Source organism: Alteromonas sp. G4i13, assembly GCF_054960505.1.
In genome coordinates this window covers 1-12,572 of the sequence record NZ_JBHNYX010000075.1, presented here as the reverse complement: position 1 = coordinate 12,572, position 12,572 = coordinate 1, and the positions used below count along the sequence as shown (strand labels likewise).

The following is a 12,572-nucleotide window of genomic DNA, read 5'->3' as shown; positions in this document are numbered from 1 at the left end:
GAATATTTGAGTTTGAGACTTGATGGTGGGTCGTGCTGGATTCGAACCAGCGACCAATTGATTAAAAGTCAACTGCTCTACCAACTGAGCTAACGACCCATCAAGTGACACACAGATAAGTTTCACAATTCAAATGATGGTGGGTCGTGCTGGATTCGAACCAGCGACCAATTGATTAAAAGTCAACTGCTCTACCAACTGAGCTAACGACCCATCATTTGATGCTAGGAGAGAAAGTGGTGGGTCGTGCTGGATTCGAACCAGCGACCAATTGATTAAAAGTCAACTGCTCTACCAACTGAGCTAACGACCCTTTCTTTCCTGTTGTTGCCTGTGTCTTGGCAACGGCGGCATATAATACTCAGATTTTTATTCGACGCAACCCATAACGTCCTTTTATTTTCATTTTTCTGTCAAATTACGACTAAACGGTCAAAATGAAAACAAATCGCTGAGTATTTATACCAGTACTAATTGAGTTTAGTCAGGTTTCTACGAAATACAGTGAAATTTGGTGCAGAAGTTTTATGCACTCTAAATGGAATTTTTTGAAAAAAACTTTTCTCTAACTCATAAAAAAGCCTCTTTAAAAGAGGCTTTGTTCATTACAAGTTATTTAACCGAGATTCAGCGAGGCGTTTTGCCGATGAATCAGGGTAATCATTTACAACTTGTTGGAACAGCTGACGTGCTGTTGAACTGTCTCCCGTTCGCTCAGCAATGACACCTAGTTTTAATAAGGCATCAGGACGCTTGGAAGAATCGGTAAAGCGATTAGCTACAATATTAAATTGCTCACTTGCTTCGCTCCACTGCTGCTTATTAAACAACAGTTGCCCTAACCAATAGTGCGCATTTGGTGCGTAACCACTGTTGGGAAAGCGTGAAATGAACGATTGAAACGCAGGAATGGCTTTATCGTACTCACGAGACTTAAGGATCAAATTCACCGCATTTTCGTAGGCTTCATCTTCACCTGCTTGCGGTGCTTGCGTTGGTGTAGATGCTGTTGGAGAGCTCACAGAGCCCGAATCAACACCTGCACTAGGCATGGCACTACCTTGTAGCGCGCCGCTTTGCTTAAGTGCCTCCACGCGTTTATCTATTTCAAGATAAAGCTCACGTTGACGCTCAAGTACTTTTTGAAGTTCATTGGTATTAACTTCAACCGCACCACGCAGCTGGTCGACTTCCATTTGCATATTGTCTAGCTGCGTTTGAAGCCTGTGTTGCATTTCGGTTCGGCTCTTAACAATACGCTCTAGTACAACAATACGCTGCTCTAATTCACTGCCGCCATTGGCGTCTACCACAGGCGCTTGCGCAAATGCGGTAGAAACAGCAAGGGCGGCACATAAAGTGACGCCCATTTTTAATGTCTTATTCGTTAGAATAGTCATTAGCGGTAAACAACCACTCCGCGACGGTTTTGAGCAAATGCATACTCAGTAGAACCCATCACTGCTGGTTTTTCTTCGCCGTATGAAACTACTGTTACTTGGCTGCTGCTTACGCCAGCATTAAGTAGGTAAGTTTCAACAGACTGTGCACGACGTTCGCCTAGCGCGATGTTGTACTCTGGCGTACCACGGCTGTCAGTGTGACCTTCAATAGTCACTTTAGTGCTTGGGTTTTTCACCAAGAACGCCGCGTGCTTGTCTAGAATACGCTGGAACTCTGGCTTGATGCTTGAGCGGTCAAAGTCAAAGTAAACGGTTTGTTCGTTCTTCAGCGCTTCCATTTCTTGCTGAACCATTTCTTCTTGACGCTTCATACGCTGTGCAGCTTCTGCTTTAACGCGCTGTGCTTCTGCTTCACGTGCTTCCGCTTCTGCAGCCGCTTGTTCTTGTGCAAGGCGGTTACGCTCTGCTGCCAATTCTTCTTCGCTAGGGCCTGAAGAACATGCCATCATTGTCACTACTGGCAATGCGATAATGAAGCTCTTCATCACTTTATTCATTTGCATCCTACTAATCCTTAAATTTTATTGTTTAGTCGTTAAATTGTTAGAACAAAAATGGTGACCAACTTGGCGATTTAACTTGCCCATTGGCTGCTGGTAACCTAGCTTTAAAACGCCCATCTAAAGAAACCAGTGACAACACTTGGGTTCCCTCGTGAAGGGTGCTGTATATAATCATGCTTCCATTCGGCGCTACGCTTGGTGATTCATCTAAGTACGTCCGTGTCAGTACTTGAGGTGATCCACCATCCAAAGACTGCTTCGCAATGTGATAGTTCCCATTAGTTTGGTTTACCATAATCATTTGCTTGCCGTCTGGGGAAATCGTACCGCCAAGGTTCTGTTCACCTACAAAGGTAACTCGCCTTACTTTCCCAGAATTTAAATTTACGCTATATATCTGGGGTTTACCACCCCGTTCCGAGCTAAATATTAACCCACTGCCGTCTGGTAGCCACGCGGGCTCCGTATCAATCGCTCTATTTCGTGTTACTCGGCGAAGATTTTTTGTCGCTAAGTCCATCACATAGAGTTCAGGGTTTCCATCTTTCGATAAAACCATTGCAAGTTGCTTGCCATCTGGTGAAAACACCGGGCTACTATTTATTCCAGGGAAATCAGTAATGCGCGTACGCTCGCTGGTGTAGATATTCTGAATGAATATTTGCGGTCTACGATTTTCAAAACTAACGTAGGCAAGCTTCTCGCCATCAGGCGACCACACTGGCGACATAAGCGGCTCTGGCGAAGACAACAAGCGCGTTTCGTTCTCACCATCGTAGTCTGCAATGACTAATTGGTAAGGTTTTTCTACCGTGTCACGGTCGCGAACAATGACGTAAGCAATTTTCGTTAAAAACGCACCGCGAACACCGGTCAATTTTTCATACACAATGTCGCTAATTCGATGCGCATACTGGCGAAAATCTCGACCGTTGATCACTGCCTGACGGGCAGCTAGTACGTGATCATTACTCGATACCAAATTGCCGTCTTTGAGTACTTTAGCTTGCCCATTGTCAACTTGCCCTTTAAGTACATCAATCAACTCATAGGATACAAGGTAGCGGTCGCCTCCTTGTGGCTCAATACTTCCTACTAAAACCGTGTCTACACCTAAGGTTGCCCATGCGGTGAAAGACACTTGCTCCGCTGTCTCCGGGTACTGTGGCATTTTGTCGACAGATACCGGGTTAAACTTACCACTACGCATTAAGTCGGCCATCACCACTTTAGAAATATCGCCAGGCATACTGCCCTGACCTTTCCATTTAAATGGCACAACCCCGATTGGACGTGCACTATCTACGCCCTCGGTTATCACAATTTCTAAGGATGCAAACACTTTGGCACTGAATGCCATCGTAATAAGCGCTATCCATAAACCTAGTTTTTTCATACCACTATAATTCCACTTTTAAAGTAATGTCTTTTAACTGCTCGTAAACGTCTGGCGCATCAGATACCGGTAACTTTTCGGCCCTGCGAACCGCGCTTTCTGCCGCTCTACACAGCGCATCATTGCCGCCGAGTACACGAATACTCGTAACAAACCCTGTCGTTGCTAACCGAATATTCAATCGACAGGTTTTGCCTTGATAGCTGTCGTCCGAATACAAATTGCGCTTTATGGTTTGCTGAATAAGCGCGGTATAGCGCTCTACTTCAGTAAGTACCTGTTTTCGCCTACGTTCTTGCTGAGCAGCTTGTTCTTTTGCAAGCTGCTCTTGCATGATCCTTTCCATTTCAGCGCGTTCAGCTGCTTCTTTTTTCTTTCGCTCAGCCTCAGCTTTCGCTTTTGCTTCGCGCTCCTTACGCTCTTGTTCCTTCTGCGCCGCTAAGCGCTCCAAGTCTTTCTGACGTTTCGCTTCAGCCGCTTCTGCTTCACGCTTCTCTTTCGCACGCTTGGCTGCTAGCTGCTGCTGGCGTTTTTTATCTGCCGCGGCTTCTGCTTTTCTTTGCCTTTCTTGCTCTTCGGCTCTTGCTTGAGCTTCAGCTTGTGCCTGCTCCCTTTTTTGATCCGCAATCGCTTGCGCATCAATAAACGTCGCTTCTATCACAGGCGCATTCGACGGCATACTTGGCAACGGGTCAGGAGAGAAGCTGACGCTAATTAGCAACAGCGCAGCAATAAAAAGATGCAAACCAATGGACTTGTACAAGCCTACTTGTTCTGGGCTTATACTGTTGGCTTGCTTGGCACTTTTGCCGTTCTTTTTATCACCACTTACACCGTTACTCGCGTTGTTTGAGTGGCTAGCGGTTGACGTGCTTTTCGACACTTCAGGTTTCGACATATCTATATTACTCAACCGGATCCGTCATTAACCCTACTGAAGGCACACCCGCCTGCTGTAATAACACCATTAGCTGTATCACTTCGTTATACGCTACTTGTCCATCGCCTTTTACCACTACGGGCGTATTGGGCTCTTTGGTCAATTGTGCTTTTACAATAGCGCCAAGCTCTTCTTCGCTAATTGGCGATTCCTGGTCTTCGCCTACATTAAGGAAGTAGCGACCTTTAACATCCACTGACGCAATAATCGGTGGTGTATCTTCTTGCTCTATCGGGTTGGCACTTGCTTTAGGCAAATCTACCTTTACCCCTTGAGAAATAAGCGGCGCCGTTACCATAAAGATAATAAGCAACACCAACATCACGTCGATGTAGGGCACTACGTTTATCTCTGATACCGGCCTGCGGCGTTTTCTTACATACATAACAAGTCCTCCGTTTGGAATGTAAACGCTTAGGCTTGTTGTTGTGCTTGCGCAGCAACGGCTTGGCGATGAAGGATTGCAGAGAACTCTTCCATGAAGTTGCCGTAGCTATTTTCAAGCTTCTCAACCTGATGGCTGAAACGGTTGTAGGCAATAACCGCAGGGATAGCAGCAAACAGGCCGATAGCAGTTGCAATAAGTGCTTCTGCAATACCCGGCGCTACCATAGCAAGGGTAGCTTGCTGCACTTCACCTAATGCGATGAAGGCATTCATTATCCCCCACACAGTTCCAAATAGACCGATGTAAGGACTAATTGAGCCCGCCGTGGCTAAAAAGGGTAAACGGCTTTCTAATTCTTCGACTTGGCGAGACATAGAAACACGCATGGCACGGTATGTACCGTCAACAATGCCGTTGGTGGCGGTGTTGGATTTACGCAGGCGAACAAACTCTTTAAAGCCTGAGCAAAAGATGCTGCCCATGCCTGTTAGGTTAGTTCTGGCAGAAAGCTCTTGATAAAGACGGTTAAGGTCAGCGCCTGACCAGAACTTATCTTCAAACTGACGCATTTCGTTGCGTGCCGCCGACAACGCTTTGCTGCGTTGGAAGATAAACGTCCACGACGCTATCGACACGCTTAGCAACAAAAGCATAACTAGTTGAACAATAAAACTCGCTTGTAAAAACAAGCCAATAAAAGTGAGATCAGATGACACGCGAAATTTCCCCTAACAAAGTACGTGGTAATCTTTTTGGCTTCATAACGGCCAAATCGACGCAGGCAACCTTGATATCTCCAGATACCAATGTAACGCCTTGTTCATTTTTAATAATTTGTTGAAACGTCATACTAGCGCCTTTCAATTCTACAACGCGAGTTTCAATACTCAACAGTTGATTGAACCGTGCAGGCGCATAGTTATGCATTTCAACGTGTTTGACGACGAAAGCGATGGATTGTTCCATCAGCGTGTCTTGTTCAAAACCTAGCTCGCGAAGCCACTCTGTACGGGCTCGCTCCATAAACTTTAGGTAATTCGCATAATAGACGATACCGCCTGCATCGGTATCTTCGTAATACACTCTTACCTGATGTAAATGCATAACTATTCCTTCACCCAAAAATTTAATAATCCAAAGCGGAGTTAAAATAACTAATTAGCGCGACAAAATGCAGAACAAAAACACTCCACAAGCCCCACCAAAGCTAACATTTAATCAAAAGTAAACCAATATTAAACACCCAGTTAACACATTAGTTTTTCTAATTCAAAACAACAATTTTACTCAATTGTAGTTTTTTCTGCTCTCCCTATAATGCACAGCATCAGTCGTACAGAGCGTGATGGTGCTTAGCACGGTCATGCAAGAGTTATTCTCCTGTTAGACATGAGTTCCCTGGATTTATTTCCTTCAACACTTGTTGTTTTAGCCCGCTCAATGAGCGGGCTTTTTTTTGCTTGTAATTTAGCATCTGTACAAAAAGAAATATTGGCGGCCCATGCTTAACTTGCGCTATGCAGTAATTCGCCATCCAATCTCAATGCTCTGAACTTAAAGCTTCCCCCATACGAGCATTTACTTGTAGCGTTTGAAACGGCTTCTGTATTTTCTGTGTTGCCAAAAAAAGCCCAGCAATCCTGCTAGGCCTTTAAAACGAATCTGTACCTTCTTACAAAGGGACGGTAAATTATTCAGACGGAGCGAAGCCAAAATGAAGATAAGCGCGCTGCGACACAATACGGCCTCGAGGCGTGCGCTGTAAAAAGCCCTGCTGAATAAGGAAGGGTTCAATCACGTCTTCTATGGTTTCTTTTTCTTCACCAATGGCTGCTGCCAAATTGTCTAAGCCTACTGGCCCACCATCAAACTTTTCGATAATAGCAGTAAGCAATTTACGATCCATGTAATCGAAACCTTCTTTATCAACGTCAAGCATATCCAGTGCCTTCGCTGCCGTATCGGCTCCCACCGTGCCGTCTGCTTTAATTTCTGCGTAGTCTCGAACACGGCGTAACAAACGATTAGCAATACGCGGTGTGCCACGCGAACGACGAGCCACTTCTTGCGCACCTTCATCGTTCATGTCTAAATTCAGATAGCTCGCGCTTCTTGCCACAATACTGGTAAGGTCTTTTACGTTGTAAAACTCTAATCGTTGAACAATGCCGAAACGATCGCGTAATGGCGACGTTAGCGAGCCTGCGCGGGTGGTAGCACCTACCAGCGTAAAAGGAGGAAGGTCTAGCTTAATTGAACGGGCGGCAGGCCCCTCGCCTATCATAATATCAAGCTGATAGTCTTCCATGGCAGGATAAAGAATTTCCTCTACCACTGGGCTTAAGCGATGTATTTCGTCTATGAACAATACATCATTGCGCTCAAGGTTGGTAAGCAGTGCAGCCAAGTCGCCAGCTTTCTCAAGCACAGGGCCTGACGTGGTTTTAATGTTCACGCCCATTTCATTTGCCACAATGTTCGCAAGCGTGGTTTTACCCAGTCCTGGCGGACCGAAAATAAGTAGATGGTCTAGCGCATCGTCGCGATTACGCGCAGCTTGAATAAAAATTTCCATTTGCTCACATACGTGAGGCTGCCCCGTATAGTCTTCCAGCATTTTAGGGCGAATGGCGCGGTCGATGACCTCGTCTTCGGTGCTGGCTTCAGGCGTAATCAGTCTGTCGGCTTCAATCATGATAGTTCTACTTTAAACGGTGACGTGAAGACAGGCAGACTAAGAACCGCTGTCTTCGTTGAGCGCCATTATATGGCCGCTTTTAATGATTCGCGAATAAGGGCCTCACTTTCCATGCCCTCTTTATATACGCTGTCGACTAGCTTGCTCGCTTGAGCAGGTTTATAGCCCAGTGCAATAAGCGCGCTTTGCGCTTCTTCCCGAGCGTCGTTTACAGCAACAATAGTGTTGGTGGATAGCAAGTCGCCACTTGGGGGCGGTACAGCAATACTCTGCGCCTTACCAAATTTTGCTAGGCGGTCTTTAAGCTCTACCACCAAACGCTCTGCGGTTTTCTTACCTATACCCGGTAAGCTGACGAGTGCAGAAACATCTTCATTTTGTACACTTGCCAAGAACTGGCTTGCCGACATTCCAGATAAAATAGCAAGGCCTAACTTTGGACCTACACCATTGGCTTTGATCAATTCTCGGAAAAGCCCTCTTTCCATTTTATCAGCAAAACCAAACAGCAATTGGGCGTCTTCACGAACCACAAAGTGTGTGTACACCACCACTTCTTCACCCACCGCGGGAAGCTGGTAGAAACTGGTCATAGGCATGTGAATTTCGTAGCCAACACCGGCTACATCTACAAGAATTTCTGGAGGCTGTTTCTCAGCCAACGTACCGCGAATTCGTCCAATCATGAATTATCTCTGTAAAAGCGTGAGCTTCGAGCAGTATTAGCGCAAACGACCACGAACGGTTTTTCGGGCTTGCCCTGCCATGTTTATCAGGCTCTGTTCAGTGTGTGCGTGACACAAGGCAACGGCTAATGCATCGGCAGCATCGGCCTGGGGAGTGCCGCTTAAGCTAAGCAGGTGTTTTACCATGTGCTGAACTTGCGTTTTATCTGCGCCACCTTTTCCAACTACCGACTGCTTAATTTGCCTTGCGCTGTATTCAGCAACAGGAAGTTGCGCTTGGGTGGCTGCCACAATGGCGGCACCTCTGGCCTGACCAAGCTTTAACGCTGAATCAGGGTTTTTCGCCATAAATACTTGCTCAATAGCAAACTGGTCGGGTTTATATTGACGAATAATATCGCCAACCCCGGTAAAGATATTAGCAAGACGAGAAGGCAAATCTGCCGTTCCAACGCGAATGCATCCGCTTGCTACATACACCAGTTTACCTTGCTTGCGTGCAATTAAACCGTAGCCTGTGATCCGAGAACCTGGATCTATACCCAGTATAACCATTAAGGCACACTCGGTACAAACAAAGATACCGCTTCTTTATTAGAGGGAGACCATAAACGCGCCAGTGCTTCGTCTTTCGAGACCCATTCGTACTGCAAGTGCTCTGTTAAAACAATGGGTAAATCGCTGTTTATTTGAAGGGAAAATACGTGTTCTGTGTTGTGCACAGTACCAGGAGGATAACGATGTAGCCAGCGGCTACGAATTTCATATTGGTTTTGCTTATCGTGGTCGTTAACCACAAAGCCGTGTGCTTTGGCATCGATACCAATTTCTTCACACACTTCACGATATGCCGTTTCTAAGGGTAACTCCCCCTCTTCTAACGCGCCGGTTACCGACTGCCAGAAGGTGGGGTCGTCTTGTCGTTGCAAAAGCAGCACTCGGTAGTGTTCGTCATACAACACTACCAGTGCAGATTCAGGCTTCTTATACGCCATAAATTACGATTGCTTTTTCACCGTTGCAATAGCGAGCTCTTCAAGCTGCTGTGGGTTCGCAGGGCTAGGCGCCGATGTTAACGGACATGCCGCTGTGGTCGTTTTAGGGAATGCCATAACATCACGAATAGACGTCGCGCCAGTCATAAGCATTACCAGACGGTCTAGACCAAACGCAAGACCTGCATGCGGCGGCGCACCAAAGCGCAGTGCGTCTAGCAAGAAGCCAAACTTGTTCTTCGCTTCTTCATCGTCAATGCCAAGAATGTTGAATACCGTAGACTGCATGTCTTCATTGTGAATACGTACAGAACCACCGCCTAATTCAACACCGTTCAATACCATATCGTAAGCGTCAGATAAGGCTTCAGTTGGGTTAGCTTTAAGTTCTTCTGGCGTTAAACCACGTGGCGCGGTAAACGGGTGGTGAATAGCGTGAAGCTGACCGTCAAACTCTTCAAACATTGGGAAGTCAACAACCCAAAGTGGCTTCCACTCGCCTTCAAGAAGCTCAAAGTCTTCACCAAGCTTAAGACGAAGTGCGCCCATCGCTTCGGTAACCACAGTGTAGCTGTCTGCACCAAACAATAGAATATCGCCACTTTGTGCGCCAGTGCGCTCTAGCATGGCGTTAGTGATGTCTTCAGTTAGGAATTTAAGGATTGGCGACTGTAGACCTTCAAGACCTGCACCAGCATCGTTAACTTTAATCCAAGCCAGACCTTTCGCGCCGTAAATACCTACAAATTTAGTGTATTCGTCTATTTGCTTACGCGAAAGCGACGCCCCACCAGGTACGCGAATAGCTGCTACGCGACCTTTAGGGTCGTTTGCCGGGCCGCTGAATACTTTAAAGTCAACGTTAGCAAGCAGGTCTGCAACGTCTGTTAACTCTAGCGGGTTACGTAGGTCTGGCTTGTCGCTACCAAAGCGCGTCATGGCTTCTTTGTACGTCATGCGCGGGAAGTCGCCAAGGTCAACGTTTAGCATTTTGTTGAACAAGTCGCGGATCATGCGCTCGGTAATAGACATTACGCCATCGGCATCTAAGAACGTGGTCTCAATATCGATTTGGGTAAATTCTGGCTGACGGTCGGCACGTAAGTCTTCGTCGCGGAAGCACTTAACAATTTGATAGTAACGGTCCATGCCCGACATCATCAGAAGCTGTTTGAAAAGCTGTGGCGATTGCGGAAGTGCAAAGAACTCACCTTTGTGCGTGCGGCTTGGCACTAGGTAGTCACGTGCACCTTCTGGCGTTGCCTTTGTAAGAATAGGGGTTTCAATATCAAGGAAACCTTCTTCTTCTAGGAAGCGACGTACAGCACCGGTTACTTTTGCACGGAATTGTAAACGCTGGCTCATTACAGGACGGCGAAGATCTAGATAACGATAGCGAAGGCGCTGTTCTTCGGAGTTTTCTTGGTTCCAGTCCAGTGGAAGCACGTCAGACTTGTTGATCACTTCAAGGCCTGTGCCTAGGATCTCAATCTCACCTGTGCGCATGTCTTTATTTACTTGACCTTCAGGGCGCGCACGCACTTTACCCGTTAGCTTTACGCAGAATTCGCTACGCAATGTGTTAGCAACCGATAGCACGTCTGGTAAATCTGGGTCGAACACCACTTGTACGATACCTTCGCGGTCGCGTAAGTCGATGAAAATTACACCGCCTAAATCGCGACGCTTATTAACCCACCCGCAAAGGGTAACTTCTTGTCCAATGTATGATGAATCGATATTCCCACAGTAATCTGTGCGCATGGTCCTTGACCCCTGATGTTTTTCTCTTGCTTCGCATGCAGTGAATTGGCGTTCAAAACCGCTTATTTTTGGGCTTAAGACTTTGCCCCAAATCGCGTAAACTTGCTGGCCAATTAGCTGGCCCGCCCACAACATGCATAATGTAATGATTTAAAGGCCGCATAGTATAAACAAATGCTTGATAAAGCCCAATGACAAATATGCACAAATCAGCCATATCACAAGGAAATCTCTATATTGGATTGCCAATGTGGCAACACAGCCATTGGCCAAGCACGTGGTTTGCTAATTATCCCAAGTCTGATAATGGATTGTCGCTGTATGCCAAGGAGTGTAATACGGTTGAAGGGAATACCACATTTTACTCTCTTCCCCACCAAGACGCTGTAGCGAGATGGTGCAATTCAGTACCCAGCCACTTCAGATTTACTTTCAAATTTCACCAGAACATTACTCATGTACATCAATTACAGCATTGTGATGAAGAGGTTGCCCAACAGCTTGCTTTATTAAGCCCGTTAAAAGAAAAGCTAGGAGTCATGATGCTGCAACTGCCCGCTTCTTTTGGGCCAGAAAAGCTATCCATTTTGGATACCTTTTTAGCGGCGTTACCTCAAGAATTAAACATAGCGGTTGAGGTGCGCCACCTGGCATTTTTTGCAAAGGGTGATGAGGAAAAGGCGCTTAATCAACTTTTGATCCGCCACGGTGCGAACAGAATCATTATGGACACCCGAGCGCTTTTCACTGGCTCTTTAGACTCAGGGGGAACAAATAGACGTGCGATGCTAGAGGAAGTGCGAGAGAAAAAGCCTCGTGTACCAGTAAATGTTATTGCTACAGGCCATACTCCCATTGTGCGCTTTGTAGGCAATGATGTTGATGATGACAACCAACGCTGTTTATTGCCTTGGGTGAAAAAAGTGAAGATTTGGCAAAGTGAAGGAAAAGACGTTTACTTTTTTTGTCACCGCCCAGACAACAAAGATGCTCCCTGGTTAGCGCAGCAGTTTATCGATTTGTATAACAACACTACTCCATCACTCGCGCTAAATAACCTGTCTATTAAAACTCAACCAGAGCAGAATTCACTGTTTTGATGACGAGCAACTGACATTGAGCCTATCAATACTTTTTAATAGATAGCGTTTTTCTAATTCAGCGGTAAACTACTGCTCTTATCTATTTTGGTACTACACCATTATTTACCGTGAAATAACCTCAATGAACCATGAATATGAGAAAGCGCGTATTGCTGCGCTTGAATCGTTAGATATTTTAGATACTTCCCCAAGCGAACAACTTGACGAGCTCACCAAAGCTGTACAAGAAGAATTTAATGCTAAAACCTGCTTGGTAAGCCTTGTTTCAGAAGATCGCCAATGGTTTAAGTCTCGCCAGTGTATGGATGCTACCGAAACACCGCGTAATATCTCGTTTTGCACCTACGCGATAGCCGAAGAAGAATACTTGATTGTTCCCGACGCTAAAGCCGATAAGCTATTCGCTAATAACCCGCTGGTTACTGGCAGCCCTTACATAAGAGGTTACGCTGGTGCTATCTTGCGCAACAAAGATGGCTATGAATTGGGTACGTTATGCCTTCTGTTTGATGAACCACGTGACTTTTTAGACGTTGAGATAGAAAGCTTAAAAAACCACGCCCGCACAGTTGAAGCTATTATTTTTTCAGAACACCTTCCAGCATAACCCCAGCGTTAGGCTTTTCGTATCGCAAA

General features: G+C 46.0%; 14 protein-coding genes and 3 tRNA genes. 2 read left to right on the top strand and 15 right to left on the bottom strand.

Going from position 1 to position 12,572, the window contains the following annotated elements:
* Positions 1-23: 23 nt before the first annotated feature.
* The 15 genes from ACFI6J_RS20830 to aspS all read right to left on the bottom strand — a co-directional run bounded on the left by ACFI6J_RS20830 (position 24) and on the right by aspS (position 10,833).
* Positions 24-99 (bottom strand) — tRNA-Lys (locus ACFI6J_RS20830).
* Positions 100-137: 38 nt separating this feature from the next.
* Positions 138-213 (bottom strand) — tRNA-Lys (locus ACFI6J_RS20825).
* A 24-nt stretch (positions 214-237) separates the two neighbouring features.
* Positions 238-313: transfer RNA gene (locus ACFI6J_RS20820), tRNA-Lys, on the bottom strand.
* A gap of 292 nt (positions 314-605) precedes the next feature.
* Positions 606-1,400 (bottom strand): tol-pal system protein YbgF, encoded by a 795-nt coding sequence (ybgF, locus tag ACFI6J_RS20815; protein WP_014948871.1) that lies wholly within the window; start codon positions 1,398-1,400, stop codon positions 606-608.
* On the bottom strand, positions 1,400-1,966 hold the full coding sequence (pal, locus tag ACFI6J_RS20810) for a peptidoglycan-associated lipoprotein Pal (RefSeq protein ID WP_014948870.1): 567 nt from the start codon (positions 1,964-1,966) through the stop codon (positions 1,400-1,402). The genes ybgF and pal overlap by 1 nt, the downstream gene beginning before the upstream one ends.
* Positions 1,967-2,006: 40 nt before the next feature.
* Positions 2,007-3,362, bottom strand: coding sequence for a Tol-Pal system beta propeller repeat protein TolB (gene tolB, locus ACFI6J_RS20805; RefSeq protein WP_014948869.1), 1,356 nt, complete (start codon positions 3,360-3,362; stop codon positions 2,007-2,009).
* A gap of 4 nt (positions 3,363-3,366) precedes the next feature.
* Positions 3,367-4,260: a cell envelope integrity protein TolA gene (gene tolA / locus ACFI6J_RS20800; RefSeq protein WP_283626376.1), complete on the bottom strand. Its 894-nt coding sequence runs from the start codon at positions 4,258-4,260 to the stop codon at positions 3,367-3,369.
* Between the two features lie 7 nt (positions 4,261-4,267).
* Positions 4,268-4,687 (bottom strand): protein TolR, encoded by a 420-nt coding sequence (gene tolR / locus ACFI6J_RS20795; protein WP_014948867.1) that lies wholly within the window; start codon positions 4,685-4,687, stop codon positions 4,268-4,270.
* 29 nt (positions 4,688-4,716) lie between these two features.
* Complete coding sequence (tolQ, locus tag ACFI6J_RS20790) at positions 4,717-5,406, bottom strand: protein TolQ (RefSeq protein ID WP_014948866.1); 690 nt, start codon at positions 5,404-5,406, stop codon at positions 4,717-4,719.
* Positions 5,396-5,794 carry a tol-pal system-associated acyl-CoA thioesterase gene (gene ybgC, locus ACFI6J_RS20785; protein ID WP_014948865.1) on the bottom strand — a complete coding sequence of 133 codons (399 nt, stop codon included), beginning with the start codon at positions 5,792-5,794 and terminating at the stop codon, positions 5,396-5,398. Before ybgC ends, tolQ begins: the two co-directional genes overlap by 11 nt.
* Positions 5,795-6,380: 586 nt before the next feature.
* On the bottom strand, positions 6,381-7,385 hold the full coding sequence (ruvB, locus tag ACFI6J_RS20780; RefSeq protein ID WP_014976035.1) for a Holliday junction branch migration DNA helicase RuvB: 1,005 nt from the start codon (positions 7,383-7,385) through the stop codon (positions 6,381-6,383).
* Between the two features lie 68 nt (positions 7,386-7,453).
* Positions 7,454-8,074 (bottom strand): Holliday junction branch migration protein RuvA, encoded by a 621-nt coding sequence (gene ruvA, locus ACFI6J_RS20775; RefSeq protein ID WP_014948863.1) that lies wholly within the window; start codon positions 8,072-8,074, stop codon positions 7,454-7,456.
* A gap of 36 nt (positions 8,075-8,110) precedes the next feature.
* Positions 8,111-8,629 carry a crossover junction endodeoxyribonuclease RuvC gene (ruvC, locus tag ACFI6J_RS20770; RefSeq protein WP_061485246.1) on the bottom strand — a complete coding sequence of 173 codons (519 nt, stop codon included), beginning with the start codon at positions 8,627-8,629 and terminating at the stop codon, positions 8,111-8,113.
* Positions 8,629-9,069 carry a dihydroneopterin triphosphate diphosphatase gene (gene nudB / locus ACFI6J_RS20765; RefSeq protein ID WP_061485244.1) on the bottom strand — a complete coding sequence of 147 codons (441 nt, stop codon included), beginning with the start codon at positions 9,067-9,069 and terminating at the stop codon, positions 8,629-8,631. Before nudB ends, ruvC begins: the two co-directional genes overlap by 1 nt.
* Before the next feature lie 3 nt (positions 9,070-9,072).
* On the bottom strand, positions 9,073-10,833 hold the full coding sequence (gene aspS, locus ACFI6J_RS20760) for an aspartate--tRNA ligase (RefSeq protein WP_061486948.1): 1,761 nt from the start codon (positions 10,831-10,833) through the stop codon (positions 9,073-9,075).
* A 248-nt stretch (positions 10,834-11,081) separates the two neighbouring features.
* Between aspS and ACFI6J_RS20755 the strand changes: the two genes are divergently transcribed.
* Together ACFI6J_RS20755 and ACFI6J_RS20750 are read left to right on the top strand one after the other, a co-directional pair.
* The gene (locus ACFI6J_RS20755) at positions 11,082-11,933 is read left to right on the top strand and encodes a DUF72 domain-containing protein (RefSeq protein WP_061485242.1); all 852 of its coding nucleotides are present in this window, start codon (positions 11,082-11,084) and stop codon (positions 11,931-11,933) included.
* A gap of 124 nt (positions 11,934-12,057) precedes the next feature.
* Complete coding sequence (locus tag ACFI6J_RS20750; RefSeq protein ID WP_061485240.1) at positions 12,058-12,543, top strand: GAF domain-containing protein; 486 nt, start codon at positions 12,058-12,060, stop codon at positions 12,541-12,543.
* Positions 12,544-12,572 lie beyond the last annotated feature (29 nt).

Coding starts and splice junctions, on each gene's coding strand:
- ybgF (WP_014948871.1), bottom strand. CDS start 1,400: ATGACTATTCTAACGAATAAGACATTAAAAATGGGCGTCACTTTATGT.
- pal (WP_014948870.1), bottom strand. CDS start 1,966: ATGCAAATGAATAAAGTGATGAAGAGCTTCATTATCGCATTGCCAGTA.
- tolB (WP_014948869.1), bottom strand. CDS start 3,362: ATGAAAAAACTAGGTTTATGGATAGCGCTTATTACGATGGCATTCAGT.
- tolA (WP_283626376.1), bottom strand. CDS start 4,260: ATGTCGAAACCTGAAGTGTCGAAAAGCACGTCAACCGCTAGCCACTCA.
- tolR (WP_014948867.1), bottom strand. CDS start 4,687: ATGTATGTAAGAAAACGCCGCAGGCCGGTATCAGAGATAAACGTAGTG.
- ybgC (WP_014948865.1), bottom strand. CDS start 5,794: ATGCATTTACATCAGGTAAGAGTGTATTACGAAGATACCGATGCAGGC.
- ruvB (WP_014976035.1), bottom strand. CDS start 7,385: ATGATTGAAGCCGACAGACTGATTACGCCTGAAGCCAGCACCGAAGAC.
- ruvA (WP_014948863.1), bottom strand. CDS start 8,074: ATGATTGGACGAATTCGCGGTACGTTGGCTGAGAAACAGCCTCCAGAA.
- ruvC (WP_061485246.1), bottom strand. CDS start 8,629: ATGGTTATACTGGGTATAGATCCAGGTTCTCGGATCACAGGCTACGGT.
- nudB (WP_061485244.1), bottom strand. CDS start 9,069: ATGGCGTATAAGAAGCCTGAATCTGCACTGGTAGTGTTGTATGACGAA.
- aspS (WP_061486948.1), bottom strand. CDS start 10,833: ATGCGCACAGATTACTGTGGGAATATCGATTCATCATACATTGGACAA.
- ACFI6J_RS20755 (WP_061485242.1), top strand. CDS start 11,082: ATGTGGCAACACAGCCATTGGCCAAGCACGTGGTTTGCTAATTATCCC.
- ACFI6J_RS20750 (WP_061485240.1), top strand. CDS start 12,058: ATGAACCATGAATATGAGAAAGCGCGTATTGCTGCGCTTGAATCGTTA.